We start from the raw sequence: 16,586 nt of genomic DNA, 5'->3' as shown, positions 1-16,586 counted from the left end.
CAACTGTCCAGAATCCGAACACCTGCGGCGCCGGATCGGCGAGCATGGTGGACGAGTCCACGAGATCCCCTCGCTCGCCCCGGGCCGCGCACACTGCAGGAGCACCCATGACCGGTTTCGCCACACCCGAACTGCCCAGCTACACCTCGGGGGCGTGGAACACCCCGCTGCTGGGGGACACGATCGGCGACAACTTCGACCGCACCGTCGCCCGCCACGGCGACCGCGACGCGCTCGTCGACCGCGCCGCGGGCCGGCGCTGGACCTACACCGAACTCGCCGCGGAGGTCGACGCCCTCGCGCTCGGTCTGCTGCGCGCCGGCATCGGCAAGGGCGACCGGGTGGGCATCTGGGCGCCGAACCGGGCGGAGTGGGTGTTCGTCCAGTACGCCACCGCGAAGATCGGCGCGATCCTGGTCAACATCAACCCCGCCTACCGCTCGCACGAACTGCAGTACGTGCTCACCCAGGCCGGGATCCGGATGCTGATCTCCGCGCCGAGTTTCAAGACGTCCGACTACGCCGCAATGATCTCCGAGGTGCGCGGCGACTGCCCGGACCTCGAGCACGTGGTGCTGCTCGGATACCCCGAATGGGACGAACTCGCCGAGTCCGGACGCGCCGCACTCGCCGACGACCGCACCCGGCTCGACGCCGCCCAGCGTGACCTGTCGGCCGACGATCCGATCAACATCCAGTACACGTCCGGCACCACCGGATTCCCCAAGGGCGCCACCCTCAGCCACCACAACATCCTCAACAACGGATTCTTCGTCGGCGAGCTGTGCCACTACACCGAGAACGACAAGGTGTGCATCCCGGTGCCCTTCTACCACTGCTTCGGCATGGTCATGGGCAACCTGGCCTGCACCAGCCACGGCGCGACGATGGTCATCCCGGGACCCGCCTTCGACCCGGCCCAGACCCTGGCCGCCGTCGCCGAGGAGCGCTGCACCTCCCTGTACGGGGTGCCGACGATGTTCATCGCCGAACTCGCCGACCCCTCCTTCGAGACCCACGACCTGTCGAGCCTGCGGACCGGCATCATGGCCGGCTCCCCGTGCCCGGTCGAGGTGATGAAGCAGGTCATCGAGCGGATGGGCATGACCGAGGTCTCCATCTGCTACGGCATGACCGAGACCTCGCCGGTGTCCCTGCAGACCCGCAGCGACGACACCATCGACCAGCGCGTGTCCACCGTCGGCCGCGTCGGCCCGCACCTCGAGGTCAAGATCGTCGACCCGGCCACGGGCCTGACCGTCCCGCGTGGTGAACCGGGCGAGCTGTGCACCCGCGGCTACTCGGTGATGCTCGGCTACTGGAACCAGCCCGACAAGACCGCCGAGGCCATCGACAAGGCCCGGTGGATGCACACCGGCGACATCGGCGTCATGGACGCCGACGGGTACATCTCGGTCACCGGCCGCATCAAGGACATGGTCATCCGTGGTGGCGAGAACATCTACCCGCGGGAGATCGAGGAGTTCCTCTACACCCACCCGGACATTCTCGACGCGCAGGTCGTCGGCGTGCCCGACGAGAAGTACGGGGAGGAGCTCATGGTGTGGATCCGGATGCGGGAGGGGGCGGCGCCGCTCGACGCGCAGTCGCTGCGCGAGTACTGCACGGGCAAGCTCGCGCACTACAAGATCCCCCGCTACGTGCACATCGTCGACGAGTTTCCGATGACGGTCACCGGCAAGATCCGCAAGGTCGAGATGCGGGAGCTGTCCACGGCCCTGCTCGGGGAGGCCGAGCGGGGGTGAACGGTCTGCGGCCGGAGATCGCGCTGTCCTGGAAACGCTCGCAGTTGAGCGGGATCGACCCGGGACGGCTCCCCGAGCCGACCCTGCTGGGCCCCTCGGACGCGGCCGGGCGGCTGCTCGAAGCCGCCCGGCCGGTGCTCGACGAGCTGCGCACGCAGCTCGCCGGCACGGGCTGCTGCATCCTCCTTGTGGACCGGGACTGCCGGATCGTGGCCCGGCTGTTCGACGCGGCACCCATGCAGCGCGCCATGGAGGAGATCGGCGTGGTCCCCGGCGCGACCCTGAGCGAGGACACCTACGGCACCAACGCTCTCGGCACCCCGTTCGAGGTGCGGCAGAGCCTCGTGGTGCACGGCGAGGAACACTACCTCGAGTCCCTCAAGGACTTCAGCTGCTACGGGCACCCGCTCGTGCATCCCGTCACCCGCCGCATCGAAGGCATCCTCGACATCACCGCCGCCGGCAAGATCGCCAATCCGCTGTTCGTGCCGTTCCTCGCCCGCGCGGCCCGCGACATCGAGGCGCGGTTGCTCGAGGGGGCCCGCGAATCGGACCGGCGGGTGGTCGATGCGTTCCAGCGGGCCGCGCAGCAGCGCGGCGTCGCGGTCGCGGCCATGGGTGAGGACATCATGCTCACCAACAAGGCCGCCGTGGAACTGCTCGTGCCCGCCGACCACGCGGCGCTGCGCGCGATCGCGGTCGACCTGCCGGCGGGGGAGTCCCGCACGATGGACTTCGCGCTGTCCGCCGGCGGGCGCACCCGATTGCGGATCGACCGCATCCCGGGCATCGGCAGCGGGGCGCTGTTTCTGCTCGACGCCGCCGCCGCGCGGGAACCCGTGCCCCGCAGCGACGTCGCGCAGGACGCGACGACGCGGCTGCGGCAGCGGCTCGGACGGCTGCGCGAGCGCGCCGGTGGCGTGGCGATCCTCGGCGAGCCCGGGAGTGGGCGGACCTGGGCCGCAAGGGAACTCGTACGTGACACCGTCACCTTCCTCGACGCCGCCCGGATCGTCGGCGAGGGCGAACACGAGTGGGCGGCCGGGCTGCTGTCGGTCGCCGCTGCGGCGGACGGCGGCGTCGTGGTCGTCGAACACGTGCACCTGGCGCCGGATCCGGTGCTGGCGCTGCTCTCGTCGATGCTCTCCGACCCGGCCGCGCCCCGCCTCGTGCTCACCGCGGACCCCCTGGACGACGTCCGCCCGGCGGTGCGAGAACTGTTGGCGCGCTGCCCCGGTCAGGTCCGGGTGCCCGCGCTGCGGCAACGGATCCGGGAACTCGGCGACCTGGCCTCCGCGCTGGCCCGGGAACTCGACCGGCCGGACCTGCGCCTGGGCCCCAGTGCCCTGACGGCGCTGTCGGAACGCTCGTGGCCCGGCAACCTCGCCGAGCTGCGGGCGGTGCTGGCCGCCATCCCGGAGCGGGAGTCCCCGCTGCCGGTGCGGGTGGAGGATCTGCCGGTCGAGTACCGCGCGACGAGCCGGGTCTCGCGCCTGGGCGGGCGCGAGCGCGCCGAGCGGGAGGCCATCATCGAGGCGCTGCGCGAGAGCGGCGGCAACAAGGTGCACGCCGCGGCGCGGCTCGGCATCAGCCGCACCACCCTCTACAGCAGGATCCGCGCACTCGGCATCGCCGGCTGACCGTCGTATGCGCATGTGCGCACTGTCCAATCCTTGAACAGTTCCCGCGGGCCTGCCCGAAGCAGTATGACCCGTGTCACACTACTTCAGGAGGTTGGGCATGACAGCTGTTGCCGAGCACACCGTCGCTCCGCGGGTCCGGGAGTTTCTCTCCGGGACCAGGCAGCTCTACATCGGCGGCGAATGGGTCGACGCCGCCTCGGGCCGCGTCTTCGCGACCTACGATCCCGCGACCGGGGACAAGCTCACCGACGTCGCCCACGGCGCCGCCGAGGACGTCGACCGGGCCGTGCGGGCCGCCCGCAAGGCGTTCGACGAGGGCCCCTGGCCGACCATGAAGGCCGCCGAGCGCGAGCGCATGATCTGGCGGGTCGGTGATCTGCTCACCGAACGCGCCGAGGAGTTCGGCCAGCTCGAGGCCCTCGACAACGGCAAGTCCGCCGTGATCGCCGCGGCCGTGGACACGGCGTGGTCGGCGGACATCTTCCGCTACTACGCCGGGTGGGCCACCAAGATCGAGGGCAGCACGGTCAACGTCACGATGCCGTTCGTGCCCGGCGGTGAGTTCCACGCCTACACGCTGCGCGAGCCGGTGGGCGTGTGCGGGCTCATCGTGCCCTGGAACTTCCCGCTGCTAATGGCCGCGTTCAAGCTCGCGCCGGCCCTGGCCGCCGGCAACACGGTCATCCTCAAGCCCGCAGAGCAGACCCCGCTCACGGCGCTGCTGCTCGCCGAGATCTTCGAGGAGGCCGGCTTCCCGCCCGGCGTGGTGAACATCGTGCCCGGCTTCGGCGACGCCGGCGCCGCGCTCGCCGCCCACGACGACGTCGACAAGATCGCCTTCACCGGGTCCACCGAGGTGGGCAAGAAGGTCGTCGACGCCGCCAAGGGAAACCTGAAGAAGGTCTCTCTCGAACTCGGCGGCAAGAGCCCGAACATCGTCTTCGCCGACGCCGATTTCGACGCCGCCGTCGCCGGATCGCTCGATGCGTGGCTGTTCAACCACGGCCAGTGCTGCGTCGCCGGCACCCGGTTGTTCGTCGAGCGTCCCATCTTCGAGAAGTTCACCGAGGCCGTTGCGGAGGCGGCGAGCAAGGTGAAGATCGGCCCCGGTCTCGACCCGGCCACCCAGCTCGGCCCGCTGGTCTCCCAGGAGCAGCTGGACCGGGTCACCGGCTACCTGCGCCAGGGCCTGACCGACGGGGCACGCGCCCTCACCGGCGGAAAGCGCTGGGGCGACAAGGGCTTCTTCGTCGAACCGACCGTGCTGGTGGACGTGCAGCCCGACTTCAGCGTGGTGCGCGAGGAGATCTTCGGTCCCGTCGTCGCCGCCATGCCGTTCGACGCCGACGAGGGCATCACCGCCGCGGCCAACGACTCGATCTACGGGCTGGCCGCCGGCATCTGGACCCGGGACCTGTCGAAGGCGCACCGCACCGCGCGGCGGCTCAAGGCCGGTTCGGTATGGATCAACCAGTACAACGGCTTCGACACCGCGATGCCGTTCGGCGGGTTCAAGCAGTCCGGGTGGGGACGCGAGCTCGGCGCGGGAGCGCTGGACCTCTACACCCAGACCAAGGCCGTGAACATCGCCCTCTGACCCCCGTCACCCGCCACCCTCAAGGAGAACAACGATGAAGACCAAAGCCGCAGTCCTGCTCGAGACCGGCAAGCCGTTCGAGATCATGGAACTCGACCTCGACGGCCCGGGCCCCGGCGAGGTGCTGATCAAGTACACCGCGGCGGGCCTGTGCCACTCGGACCTGCACCTGACCGACGGGGACCTGCCCCCGCGCTTCCCGATCGTCGGTGGCCACGAGGGTTCCGGCATCATCGAGGAGGTCGGCCCTGGCGTCACCAAGGTCAAGCCCGGTGACCACGTGGTGTGCAGCTTCATCCCGAACTGCGGCACCTGCCGGTACTGCTCGACGGGCCGGCAGAACCTGTGCGACATGGGCGCCACCATCCTCGAGGGCTGCATGCCGGACGGCTCGTTCCGGTTCCACTCCGGCGGCACCGACTTCGGCGCGATGTGCATGCTCGGCACGTTCGCCGAACGCGCCACCATCTCGCAGCACTCGGTGGTCAAGGTCGACGACTGGCTCCCGCTCGAGACCGCCGTGCTCGTCGGCTGCGGTGTGCCGTCCGGTTGGGGCACCGCGGTGTATGCCGGGGACGTCCGTGCCGGGGACATCGTCGTGATCTACGGCATCGGCGGCCTCGGTGTCAATGCCGTCCAGGGTGCCGTGCACGCGGGCGCCAAGTACGTCGTGGTCGTCGACCCGGTGGAGTTCAAGCGCGAGACCGCCCTGAAGTTCGGTGCCACGCACGCCTTCGCGAGTGCCGCCGAGGCGGCCGAGAAGGTCAACGAGCTGAGCTGGGGCCAGGGCGCCGACGCCGCCCTGATCCTCGTCGGCACCGTCGACGAGGAGGTCGTCTCGGCGGCCACCTCGATCGTGGGCAAGGGCGGCACCGTCGTCATCACCGGCCTGGCCAATCCCGAGAAGCTGACCGTGCACGTGTCCGGAACGGAACTGACCCTGTTCCAGAAGACCATCAAGGGCTCGTTGTTCGGTTCGGCGAACCCGCAGTACGACATCGTGCGGCTGCTGCGGCTCTACGATGCCGGCCAGCTGAAGCTCGACGAGCTGGTCACCCACCGCTACAGCCTGGAGGAGGTCAACCAGGGCTACCAGGACCTGCGGGACGGCAAGAACATCCGCGGCGTCATCGTCCACGACGCCTGATCGTGGGGTGCGCCTCGCCCGCCGGGCGGGGCGCACCTCCGGGACCGCGCAACTTTTTGCAGAAGATTCACCGGAATTCACCCGAAGTGCGCATATTCCGCGCACCCTGTGGCATACCGTCCCCACGGTTCGATGTTCCGAGAGAGGAGCCCGTGATGGGAGAAATCATCGGCACGATCATCTTCGGCGCGGTCATCGGTGTGCTCGCACGCCTGGTGATACCGGGGAAGCAGGCGATGGGATGGCTCATCACCATCGTCATCGGCATCATCGGTGCCCTGCTCGGCTACTGGATCTGGGGCATGATCAGCGACCAGGGCGACACCGAAGGTATCGACTGGATCCGCTGGATCATCAGTATCGCCGTGGCCGCGGTGCTGACGCTGGCCTACACCTCCATGACGAGGAGCAGGGTCCGGTAACAGCGGCGAAACGGGACCCCGTCCGGAGATCCGGACGGGGTCTCCGTGCCTGTTCAGGTCCCGGAGGCCGCGGTGCCCGGCCGATCGGCACCGAGCGCGGCCAGGGTCATGCGCCGCAGGACCGCCCGGGTCGCCGCGGGAGAGGCCCGGTCGGCGCTGTGCGGCGTCGAGTTGATGAGCCCGAACGCCGCGTGGGCCATGGTCCGAGCGTCGGACTCCCCCAGGGCGGGGTCGAGCCGGCGCAGCACGCCCACCCACAGCTCGACGTACCGCCGCTGGGTCTGGCGCACCTCCCGGCTGGCGTCCTCCGGGAGGGACTGCAGCTCCCGGTCCTGGACGCGGATCAGGTCCGGCTCCCCGAGCGCGAAGTCGAGGTGGAAGTCCACGAGCCGGTCGAGTGCGCGCCGGGGCTCGTCGGTGTGGTCGATCACGTCGGTACCGCCCGCCAGCAGGCGGCGGCTGATGTCGACCAGGAGCTCGACGAGCAGCGCGTCCTTGTTGGGGAAGTGCCGGTAGACGGCGGGACCGCTGATGCCCACCGCCGCGCCGAGATCCTCGAGGCGCACGCCGTTGAAGCCGCGCTCGGCGACGAGCCGTGCCGCGGCCTGCAGCAGTTGCCGCCGCCGGTCGGCCTTGGCCCGGCCGCGCGCGGTGAGCAGCTGCTCGTCGGTGTCCGGCTTCAGCTCGGTCATCGGCCGCACCCTTCCTTCCTGATGTGGTCTGGACAACTCAGTTAATCACAGCTAACCTTATTTTCAGTTATCGAGTATTAACTCAGGCGTTCACCCCCATGGCGAGGACGGTACTGTGACAACCCCCCCAACGACCGCTCCGCGGACCTATCGCGACCAGCACGTCCAGCTGGTCGCCGAGCTGCGCGACATGCTCGCGACCGCCGCCCTCGGCGGCAGTGAGAAGGCGCGGGATCGGCACGTCGCCCGCGGCAAGCTGCTGCCCCGGGACCGCGTCGACGCCCTGCTCGACCCCGGCAGCGCGTTTCTCGAGATCGCGCCGCTGGCCGCGAACGGCATGTACGACGACGAGTGCCCGGGCGCGGGCATCATCGCCGGCATCGGCCGGGTGTCCGGCCGCGAGTGCGTGATCGTCGCCAACGACGCCACCGTCAAGGGCGGCACCTACTACCCGATCACGGTCAAGAAGCACCTGCGGGCGCAGGAGATCGCGCTGCAGAACCAGCTGCCCTGCCTCTACCTGGTCGACTCCGGCGGGGCGTTCCTGCCGCGGCAGGACGAGGTGTTCCCCGACCGCGAGCACTTCGGCCGCATCTTCTACAACCAGGCCACCATGAGCGCCAAGGGGATCCCGCAGATCGCCGCGGTGCTGGGCTCGTGCACCGCCGGCGGCGCCTACGTGCCCGCGATGAGCGACGAGGCCGTCATCGTCCGCAACCAGGGCACCATCTTCCTCGGCGGCCCGCCGCTGGTGAAGGCCGCCACCGGCGAGGTCGTCACCGCGGAGGAACTCGGCGGCGGCGACCTGCACTCGAAGGTCTCCGGTGTCACCGACCATCTCGCCGAGGACGACCGCGACGCGCTGAACAGGGTGCGCGACATCGTCGCCACGTTCGGGCCCCGCAACCCCCGGCCGTGGGACGTGGCGCCGACCTTCGCGCCCGCCGCGGATCCGGCCGAGCTGTACGACGTGGTGCCCACCGACCCTCGCACCCCCTACGACGTGCACGAGGTCATCGAGCGCATCGTCGACGGCGACCCCGCCGGGCCCGGCTCGAGCTTTTCCGAGTTCAAGGCCGAGTACGGCAAGACCCTGGTTACCGGCTTCGCCCGGATCCACGGCCACCCGGTCGGCATCGTCGCCAACAACGGCGTGCTGTTCGGTGAATCCGCCCAGAAGGGCGCCCATTTCATCGAGCTGTGCGACAAGCGCTCGATCCCGCTGCTGTTCCTGCAGAACATCTCCGGCTTCATGGTCGGCCGGGACTACGAGGCCGGCGGCATCGCCAAGCACGGCGCCAAGATGGTCACCGCCGTCGCGTGCGCGCGGGTGCCGAAGCTGACCGTCGTCGTCGGCGGCTCCTACGGCGCCGGCAACTACTCGATGTGCGGGCGGGCGTACTCGCCGCGCTTCCTGTGGATGTGGCCCAACGCCCGCATCTCGGTGATGGGCGGCGAGCAGGCCGCCTCCGTCCTGGCGACGGTGCGTTCGGAACAGCTCGACGCGTCCGGCACCCCGTGGACCGCCGAGCAGGAGGAGGCGTTCAAGGCGCCGATCCGCGCGCAGTACGAGCACCAGGGCAACCCCTACTACTCGACCGCGCGGCTGTGGGACGACGGCATCATCGATCCCGCCGACACGCGGGAAGTTCTCGGCCTGGCCCTGTCGGCGTGCGCGAACGCACCCCTCGAGCCGGTCTCCTACGGCGTCTTCCGGATGTGAGGCACATGAACATGTTCGATACCACCGGCCGAGCCGGGATGTTCCATACCGTACTGGTGGCCAACCGCGGGGAGATCGCGGTCCGGGTGATCCGGACCCTGCGCCGCATGGGCATCCGGTCCGTCGCCGTGTACAGCGACGCCGACGCCGGCGCCCGGCACGTGCGTGAGGCCGACACCGCGGTGCGCCTCGGCCCCGCCGCCGCGCGCGAGAGCTACCTCGACATCGCCAAGGTGATCGACGCGGCCCGGCGCACCGGTGCGCAGGCGATCCACCCCGGTTACGGCTTCCTGTCCGAGAACTCGGGCTTCGCGCAGGCCTGCGCCGACGCCGGGATCGTGTTCCTCGGCCCGCCCGCCAAGGCCATCGAGGTCATGGGCGACAAGATCACCGCCAAGAACGCCGTCGCCGCGTTCGACGTCCCGGTCGTGCCGGGCATCTCCCGGCCCGGCCTGACCGACGACGAGCTGATCGCCGCGGCCGGCGACATCGGGTACCCGGTGCTGATCAAGCCGTCCGCCGGCGGCGGCGGCAAGGGCATGCGCCTGGTCACCGAATCCGGTCAGCTCGCCGAGGCGCTCGCCTCCGCGCGGCGCGAGGCGGCCTCCGCGTTCGGTGACGACACCCTGTTCCTCGAACGGTTCGTGCAGCGCCCGCGGCACATAGAGGTGCAGATCCTCGCCGACACCCACGGCAACGTCGTCCATCTCGGCGAGCGTGAGTGCAGCCTGCAGCGCCGCCACCAGAAGGTGATCGAAGAGGCCCCGTCGCCGCTGCTCGACGAGGCCACTCGCGCCCGGATCGGGCAGGCCGCGTGCAACACCGCCCGCAGCGTCGACTACACCGGCGCCGGCACGGTGGAGTTCATCGTCTCCGCGGACGCGCCGGACGAGTTCTTCTTCATGGAGATGAACACCCGCCTGCAGGTCGAGCACCCCGTCACCGAACTGGTCACCGGACTGGACCTGGTGGAGTGGCAGGTGCGCGTCGCCGCCGGCGAGGCGCTCGGCTTCGAACAGGACGACATCACCCTGACCGGGCACGCGATCGAGGCCCGCGTCTACGCCGAGGACCCCGCCCGCGGATTCCTGCCCACCGGCGGCACCGTCGTCGGGCTCGACGAACCCGCCAACCAGGCCGGCACCGGGGTGGGCATCCGCGTCGACTCCGGGCTCGAGGTGGGCACGGTCGTCGGCAGCGACTACGACCCGATGCTGTCGAAGGTGATCGCGCACGGACCCGACCGCGCCGCCGCGCTGCGCCGGCTCGACCGGGCCCTGGCCGAGACCGCGGTCCTCGGGGTGGTCACCAACATCGACTTCGCCCGCTTCCTGCTCGCCGATCCCGACGTGCAGGCCGGCAACCTCGACACCGGGCTGCTCGATCGCCGCCTCGACGACTACACCGCCCCGGACACCCCCGACGCGGTGCTCGTCGCCGCGGCCGCGCACCGCTGGCTGCGCCGCTGGCCCGCGACGTCCACGACGTCGGCAGTGGACCCGTGGGACCGGCCCACCGGCTGGCGGGTCGGAGGACCCGCGCCGACCACCGTGCGGCTGCAGACCCCCACCCGCACCGATCACGTGCACCTCACCGGCACCCCGGAGGCCGCCACCGCCCGGATCGAGGACGGCCCCGAGCGGGTACTCACCGCTCGGCTCGACGCCGGCCGCCTCGCCGTCACCCTCGACGGGGTGCGCTCGGAGTTCCTCGTCGCCGAGGGCGACGGGCAGCTGTGGCTCGCCGGTGACGGCGGCACCTGGCCGGTGCGCGAGGCCCGCGAACCGAACATCCGCGACGCCGACGCCCACGCCGGCGAGGCCGAGCTGACCAGCCCGATGCCCGGCACCGTCATCGCCGTCCCCGTCGAGAACGGTGCCACCGTCACCGCCGGCAGCACCGTCGTCGTCGTCGAGGCGATGAAGATGGAACACGCCCTGACCACGCCCGTCGACGGCACCGTCGAACTCCTCGTCGCCCCCGGCGACCAGGTCAAGGTCGACCAGCTCCTCGCCCGCGTCGTCCCCGGCAGCGGAGTTCCCACCCACTCCGTTCCCGCCCCCACCGACACCACCGACAGCTAGGACACCCCGATGACCGACTACCTCTCCACCGGACAGCTTCCCGAGGACTACCGGGACCTGAAGAACACCGTCGCAGACTTCGCGCAGACCGTCGTCGCACCCGTCGCCGCCGAGCACGACGCCAACCACACGTTCCCGTACGAGGTCGTCGCGGGCATGGCCGACCTCGGCCTGTTCGGGCTGCCGTTCCCCGAGGAGTACGGCGGGCAGGGCGGAGACTACTTCGCGCTGTGCCTCGCGCTCGAGGAACTCGGCAAGGTCGACCAGTCCGTGGCCATCACCCTCGAGGCCGGCGTCTCGCTCGGCGCGATGCCGATCTACCGCTTCGGCACCGAGGAGCAGAAGCAGAAGTGGCTGCCGCAGCTCGCCGCGGGACGGGCGCTGGGCGCGTTCGGCCTGACCGAGCCCGGCGCCGGCAGCGACGCCGGCGGCACCAAGACCACCGCCAAGCTCGACGGTGACCAGTGGATCATCAACGGCAGCAAGCAGTTCATCACCAACTCCGGCACCGACATCACCGAGATCGTGACCGTCACCGCCGTCACCGGCGAACGCGACGGCAAGAAGGAGATCTCCACGATCGTCGTGCCCACCGACACGCCCGGCTTCGTCGCCGAGCCCGCCTACAACAAGGTCGGCTGGAACGCCTCGGACACCCACCCGCTGAGCTTCACCGACGTGCGGGTGCCGGCGGAGAACCTGCTCGGCGAGCGCGGCCGCGGCTACGCGAACTTCCTGCGCATCCTCGACGAGGGCCGCATCGCGATCGCCGCCCTGTCCACCGGCGCGGCGCAGGGCTGCGTCGACGAGTCCGTCAAGTACGCGAAGGAGCGCGAGGCGTTCGGCCGTCCCATCGGCCGGAACCAGGCGATCGCCTTCAAGATCGCCCGGATGGAGGCACGGGCCCATGCCGCCCGCGCCGCCTACTACGACGCCGCGGCCCTCATGCTGGCGGGCAAGCCGTTCAAGAAGCAGGCTGCCATCGCCAAGCTGGTCGCGTCGGAAGCGGCGATGGACAACGCGCGCGACGCGACGCAGATCCACGGCGGCTACGGCTTCATGAACGAGTACGCGGTGGCCCGGCACTACCGGGACAGCAAGATCCTCGAGATCGGCGAGGGCACCACCGAGGTCCAGCTCATGCTCGTGGCGCGGGAGCTCGGCCTGTGAGCGCTCAGCGACGCGTCACCCAGCGGGGACTGTGGTTCGAGGAGTTCGAGGTCGGCACGGTCTACGAGCACCGCCCCGGGCGCACCGTCACCGAGGCCGACAACGTCGCGTTCACCACGATGACGATGAACACGCAGGCGCTGCACCTCGACGCCGCCTACAGTGAGGGCACCGAATTCGGTGAGCGCCTGGTGAATTCGATGTTCACCCTGTCCACCCTCGTCGGATTGTCGGTGGCGCAGCTGACCCAGGGCACGATCGTCGCCAACCTCGGCTTCTCGGAGATCAAGTTCCCCGCGCCGGTCCGCCACGGCGACACCCTGTACGCCGAGACCCTGGTCACCGACAAGCGCGAGTCCAAGTCCCGTCCGGGGCAGGGGATCGTCACGCTCGAGCACACGGCCCGCAACCAGCACGGCGACGTCGTCGCGGTCGCGGTGCGCCAGACACTTGTGCAATGCCGGCCCGCCGACGACACGCAGAAGGGATAGGGGACAAGCATGGGTTCCGTCGACTCCGTGGGTGGTCCGGCGTGGTTGTTCTGTCCGGCCGATCGTCCGGAGCGGTTCGGTAAGGCGGCCGCGACGGCGGATGTGGTGATCCTCGATCTCGAGGACGGGGTGGCGCCGGGGGACAAGGACTACGCGCGCCGGTGCCTGCAGGACACCCTGCTCGATCCGGCCCGGACGGTGGTGCGGCTCAACCCGGCCGGCACGGCCGACCACCTCGCCGATCTCGAGTCCCTCGCGAAGACCCCCTATTCCCGCGTGATGCTGGCCAAGTGCGAGTCGGCGCAGCAGGTGACGTCGCTGGCGCCGCGGGAGGTGATCGCGCTGATCGAGTCCCCGCTGGGGGCGTTGAAGGTCGACGAGATCGCCCTGGCGGCGGGCACGGTCGGTCTGATGTGGGGTGCGGAGGATCTCGTGGTCGGCCTGGGTGGGCAGTCGTCCCGCCGGGGCGACGGGACGTATCGGGACGTGGCGCGGCACGTGCGGTCGCAGGCGTTGCTGGCGGCGAAGGCGTACGGGCGGTTCGCCCTGGACTCGGTGTATCTGAACATCAGGGATCACGACGGGTTGCGGGCGGAGGCGCTGGACGCGGTGGCGGTCGGGTTCGATGCGAAGGTGGCGATCCACCCCGGTCAGGTGGCGGTGATCCGGTCCGCGTACGCGCCGAGCGCGGAGGATGTGGCGTGGGCGCGGCGGGTGCTGGCGGCGGTGCCGGAGGAGCGGGGGGTGTTCCAGTTCGAGGGCCGGATGGTCGACGCGCCGGTGCTGCGGCACGCGGAGCAGATCCTGCACCGCTCCGGGCAGTCGGAGGCAGCGGCCGGCGCCTGACGGATCCGCGCTCTTGCCGGTCGTCCGCGCGGAATTCCCGCGCGGACGACCACCCGTCCCGCGCTCGGGTCACGATTGTGCTGACAGTGCGGTGCCCGGGCCGCATCATCGAAGAGATCACCCGATCGAGGAGGTCTCTATGTACAGCGTCGGAGGGCCGGCGTGGTTGTTCTGTCCGGCCGATCGTCCGGAGCGGTTCGGTAAGGCGGCCGCGACGGCGGATGTGGTGATCCTCGATCTCGAGGACGGGGTGGCGCCGGGGGACAAGGACTACGCGCGCCGGTGCCTGCAGGACACCCTGCTCGATCCGGCCCGGACGGTGGTGCGGGTCAACCCCGTCGGCACCGACGAGCACGAGGCGGACCTGAAGGCGCTGGCGGCCACCGACTACATGCGGGTGATGCCGGCCAAGTGCGAGTCGGCGCAGCAGGTGACGTCGCTGGCGCCGCGGGAGGTGATCGCGCTGATCGAGTCCCCGCTGGGGGCGTTGAAGGTCGACGAGATCGCCCTGGCGGCGGGCACGGTCGGTCTGATGTGGGGTGCGGAGGATCTCGTGGTCGGCCTGGGTGGGCAGTCGTCCCGCCGGGGCGACGGGACGTATCGGGACGTGGCGCGGCACGTGCGGTCGCAGGCGTTGCTGGCGGCGAAGGCGTACGGGCGGTTCGCCCTGGACTCGGTGTATCTGAACATCAGGGATCACGACGGGTTGCGGGCGGAGGCGCTGGACGCGGTGGCGGTCGGGTTCGAGGCGAAGGTGGCGATCCACCCCGGTCAGGTGGCGGTGATCCGGTCCGCGTACGCGCCGAGCGCGGAGGATGTGGCGTGGGCGCGGCGGGTGCTGGCGGCGGTGCCGGAGGAGCGGGGGGTGTTCCAGTTCGAGGGCCGGATGGTCGACGCGCCGGTGCTGCGGCACGCGGAGCAGATCCTGCACCGCTCCGTCGAGGCCCGCTCGGGCGATCACCGAGGGGGTGCGACGGCATGACCGACACCCCGGTGCCGCCGCAGTGGACCCCCACCGAACAGGACGTCGCCGACGCCCGCATCACCGCCTTCACCCGGTGGGTCGAGCAGCGCCACGGCCTCTCTCTTCCCGACTACCACGCTCTGTGGCGGTGGTCCGTCGACGACCTCGGGCGGTTCTGGCAGGACGTGTGGGACTGGTTCGGCGTGCGGTCGCGCACCGATCCGGGACCGGCGCTGGCCGACGCCTCGATGCCCGGCGCGGTCTGGTTCCCCGGGGCGCGACTGAACTACGTGGAGCAGGCCCTGCGGCACGCGCGCGACGACCGCCCGGCAATCGTGTACGTCGGCGAGGACGGGGAACGCACCGAGCTGGGCTGGGCCGAACTGCGCAGGCAGGCGGCCGCGCTGGCCGCCACGCTGCGCGAGCACGGCATCGGCGTCGGTGACCGCGTCGTCGGCTACCTGCCGAACATCCCGGAGGCCGTGGTCGCGCTGCTCGCCACCGCGAGCATCGGCGCCGTGTGGGCGGCCTGCGGCCAGGACTACTCGGCCCCCGCAGCCCTGGACCGGCTCGGGCAACTCGACCCCGCTGCCCTCATCACCGCCGACGGCTACCGGTTCGCCGGCCGCACCCACCCCCGCGCCGAGGCGGTCGCCCGGCTGCGGGAGGGGTTGCCGTCGCTGGCGCTGACCGTCGTGGTGCCCCGGCTCGGTGGTCCGCGGCAGGACCTCGAAGGCGCGCTCACCTGGGAGGCGGCGACCCTCGGGGACCATCCCCTCGACCCCGAGCCGGTGCCGTTCGACCATCCGCTGTGGGTCGTGTTCTCCTCCGGGACCACCGGCCTGCCGAAGGGCATCGTGCACGGGCACGGCGGGGTGGTGCTCGAGCATCTCAAGGCGGTCTCGCTGCACACCGACCTCGGGCCCGACGACACCTTCCTCTGGTACACCAGCCCGAGCTGGATGATGTGGAACTTCCAGGCGGCCGGGCTGCTCGTCAGGGCCACGATCGTCTGCTACGACGGCAGCCCGTCACACCCGCAGGTCGACCGGCTGTGGCGGATCGCCGCGGAGGAACGGGTCACCGTCCTCGGCACGAGTCCCGGCTACGTGCTCGCCTGCATCAAGGCGGGCGTCGTACCCCGGCGGGACCACGACCTGTCCGCGTTGCGGGCCGTCGGGGTCACCGGGTCCACGCTGCCCGCGTCCTCGTCGCGGTGGCTGGCGGAGAACGTCGGCGAACACGTCCCGGTGATGTCCATCACCGGCGGCACCGACGTGGTGTCGGCCTTCGTCGGCGCGGTGCGCACCGTCCCGGTGTGGCCCGGCGAGCTGTCGGTGCCGTACCTCGGCGTCGCACTCGACGCGTACGACGAACACGGCCGCCCGGTCCGCGGCGACGTGGGGGAGCTCGTGGTGACCGCACCCATGCCGTCGATGCCGGTCCGTTTCTGGAACGACCCGGACGGGCACCGCTACCGCGAGGCGTACTTCTCCGTCTATCCCGGGGTGTGGCGGCACGGCGACTGGATCACGATCACCGGGCGCGGGACCGTGGAGATGCACGGGCGCTCCGACTCGACGCTCAACCGGCACGGCGTCCGGATGGGCAGCGCCGACATCTATCAGGCCGTCGAGAAACTCCCGGAGGTCGTCGAGGCGCTCGTGATCGGCGCCGAGCAGCCGGACGGCGGCTACTGGATGCCGCTGTTCGTGGTGCTCGCCGACGGGGTCGAGCTCGACGACGAGCTGCGGAAGAAGATCCGCGCGGTCATCCGGGAGCAGGCCTCGCCGCGGCACGTCCCCGACGACATCGTCGCCGCCCCCGGTGTGCCGCACACCCGCACCGGCAAGAAGCTCGAGGTGCCGATCAAGCGGCTCTTCCAGGGCGCCGACGCGGCGCGCACGGTGGATCGCAGCGCGGTCGACGCGCCGGAGCTGCTCGACTGGTACGCGGGGCAGCGGAAGGAGCCACGGTGACCCGCGTCACCGGACGGCGCATCCGGTGGGGTGAGCCTGATTGGACATCCGTCCTGCTCGGG

The 16,586-nt window shown here is 70.8% G+C and carries 13 protein-coding genes; 12 read left to right on the top strand and 1 reads right to left on the bottom strand.

From position 1 onward, the window contains the following. Positions 1-107 precede the first annotated feature (107 nt). The 5 genes from ISO16_RS08115 to ISO16_RS08095 all read left to right on the top strand — a co-directional run bounded on the left by ISO16_RS08115 (position 108) and on the right by ISO16_RS08095 (position 6,575). The gene (locus ISO16_RS08115; RefSeq protein ID WP_072635696.1) at positions 108-1,766 is read left to right on the top strand and encodes an AMP-binding protein; all 1,659 of its coding nucleotides are present in this window, start codon (positions 108-110) and stop codon (positions 1,764-1,766) included. After that, positions 1,763-3,406 (top strand): sigma-54-dependent Fis family transcriptional regulator, encoded by a 1,644-nt coding sequence (locus ISO16_RS08110; protein WP_072635695.1) that lies wholly within the window; start codon positions 1,763-1,765, stop codon positions 3,404-3,406. Before ISO16_RS08115 ends, ISO16_RS08110 begins: the two co-directional genes overlap by 4 nt. 100 nt (positions 3,407-3,506) lie before the next feature. Beyond that, a complete protein-coding gene (locus ISO16_RS08105; RefSeq protein WP_006947089.1) occupies positions 3,507-5,006 on the top strand; it encodes an aldehyde dehydrogenase family protein in 1,500 nt (499 codons plus the stop codon). A 34-nt stretch (positions 5,007-5,040) separates the two neighbouring features. Next, positions 5,041-6,153 carry an NDMA-dependent alcohol dehydrogenase gene (locus ISO16_RS08100; RefSeq protein WP_072635694.1) on the top strand — a complete coding sequence of 371 codons (1,113 nt, stop codon included), beginning with the start codon at positions 5,041-5,043 and terminating at the stop codon, positions 6,151-6,153. 155 nt (positions 6,154-6,308) lie between these two features. Beyond that, positions 6,309-6,575 (top strand): GlsB/YeaQ/YmgE family stress response membrane protein, encoded by a 267-nt coding sequence (locus ISO16_RS08095; RefSeq protein WP_006947094.1) that lies wholly within the window; start codon positions 6,309-6,311, stop codon positions 6,573-6,575. 53 nt (positions 6,576-6,628) lie between these two features. On the opposite strand, the gene ISO16_RS08090 is transcribed toward ISO16_RS08095, so the two are convergent. Beyond that, positions 6,629-7,267, bottom strand: a complete 639-nt coding sequence (locus ISO16_RS08090; protein WP_072635693.1) for an SACE_7040 family transcriptional regulator — start codon at positions 7,265-7,267, stop codon at positions 6,629-6,631. 190 nt (positions 7,268-7,457) lie between these two features. Here ISO16_RS08090 and ISO16_RS08085 point away from each other — a divergent pair, with 190 nt between their 5' ends. The 7 genes from ISO16_RS08085 (at position 7,458) to ISO16_RS08055 (ending at position 16,524) form a co-directional block, all read left to right on the top strand. Then, positions 7,458-8,990 carry a carboxyl transferase domain-containing protein gene (locus ISO16_RS08085; protein WP_230304576.1) on the top strand — a complete coding sequence of 511 codons (1,533 nt, stop codon included), beginning with the start codon at positions 7,458-7,460 and terminating at the stop codon, positions 8,988-8,990. Positions 8,991-9,001: 11 nt separating this feature from the next. Next, positions 9,002-11,074, top strand: coding sequence for an acetyl-CoA carboxylase biotin carboxylase subunit (locus ISO16_RS08080; RefSeq protein ID WP_083662556.1), 2,073 nt, complete (start codon positions 9,002-9,004; stop codon positions 11,072-11,074). A 9-nt stretch (positions 11,075-11,083) separates the two neighbouring features. Next, positions 11,084-12,244 (top strand): acyl-CoA dehydrogenase family protein, encoded by a 1,161-nt coding sequence (locus ISO16_RS08075; protein ID WP_006947101.1) that lies wholly within the window; start codon positions 11,084-11,086, stop codon positions 12,242-12,244. After that, positions 12,241-12,735 carry a MaoC family dehydratase gene (locus ISO16_RS08070; protein ID WP_006947103.1) on the top strand — a complete coding sequence of 165 codons (495 nt, stop codon included), beginning with the start codon at positions 12,241-12,243 and terminating at the stop codon, positions 12,733-12,735. The genes ISO16_RS08075 and ISO16_RS08070 overlap by 4 nt, the downstream gene beginning before the upstream one ends. 9 nt (positions 12,736-12,744) lie before the next feature. Then, complete coding sequence (locus ISO16_RS08065; RefSeq protein WP_195886195.1) at positions 12,745-13,581, top strand: HpcH/HpaI aldolase/citrate lyase family protein; 837 nt, start codon at positions 12,745-12,747, stop codon at positions 13,579-13,581. Between the two features lie 139 nt (positions 13,582-13,720). Beyond that, positions 13,721-14,563: an HpcH/HpaI aldolase/citrate lyase family protein gene (locus ISO16_RS08060; protein ID WP_072635691.1), complete on the top strand. Its 843-nt coding sequence runs from the start codon at positions 13,721-13,723 to the stop codon at positions 14,561-14,563. After that, on the top strand, positions 14,560-16,524 hold the full coding sequence (locus ISO16_RS08055) for an acetoacetate--CoA ligase (protein ID WP_072635690.1): 1,965 nt from the start codon (positions 14,560-14,562) through the stop codon (positions 16,522-16,524). The genes ISO16_RS08060 and ISO16_RS08055 overlap by 4 nt, the downstream gene beginning before the upstream one ends. Positions 16,525-16,586 lie beyond the last annotated feature (62 nt).

It is taken from the genome of Rhodococcus sp. M8 (genome assembly GCF_015654185.1).
Taxonomy (GTDB): Bacteria; Actinomycetota; Actinomycetes; order Mycobacteriales; family Mycobacteriaceae; genus Rhodococcus; species Rhodococcus aetherivorans.
The sequence above is the reverse complement of the archived record's forward strand: the minus strand, read 5'-3'. Positions and strand labels throughout refer to the sequence as shown.

Excerpts from the sequence above, each read along its gene's own strand:
- ISO16_RS08115 (WP_072635696.1), top strand. The coding sequence starts at position 108 with ATGACCGGTTTCGCCACACCCGAACTGCCCAGCTACACCTCGGGGGCG.
- ISO16_RS08100 (WP_072635694.1), top strand. The coding sequence starts at position 5,041 with ATGAAGACCAAAGCCGCAGTCCTGCTCGAGACCGGCAAGCCGTTCGAG.
- ISO16_RS08075 (WP_006947101.1), top strand. The coding sequence starts at position 11,084 with ATGACCGACTACCTCTCCACCGGACAGCTTCCCGAGGACTACCGGGAC.
- ISO16_RS08060 (WP_072635691.1), top strand. The coding sequence starts at position 13,721 with ATGTACAGCGTCGGAGGGCCGGCGTGGTTGTTCTGTCCGGCCGATCGT.
- ISO16_RS08055 (WP_072635690.1), top strand. The coding sequence starts at position 14,560 with ATGACCGACACCCCGGTGCCGCCGCAGTGGACCCCCACCGAACAGGAC.
- ISO16_RS08090 (WP_072635693.1), bottom strand. The coding sequence starts at position 7,267 with ATGACCGAGCTGAAGCCGGACACCGACGAGCAGCTGCTCACCGCGCGC.
- ISO16_RS08080 (WP_083662556.1), top strand. The coding sequence starts at position 9,002 with ATGTTCGATACCACCGGCCGAGCCGGGATGTTCCATACCGTACTGGTG.
- ISO16_RS08065 (WP_195886195.1), top strand. The coding sequence starts at position 12,745 with ATGGGTTCCGTCGACTCCGTGGGTGGTCCGGCGTGGTTGTTCTGTCCG.
- ISO16_RS08085 (WP_230304576.1), top strand. The coding sequence starts at position 7,458 with ATGCTCGCGACCGCCGCCCTCGGCGGCAGTGAGAAGGCGCGGGATCGG.
- ISO16_RS08105 (WP_006947089.1), top strand. The coding sequence starts at position 3,507 with ATGACAGCTGTTGCCGAGCACACCGTCGCTCCGCGGGTCCGGGAGTTT.
- ISO16_RS08095 (WP_006947094.1), top strand. The coding sequence starts at position 6,309 with ATGGGAGAAATCATCGGCACGATCATCTTCGGCGCGGTCATCGGTGTG.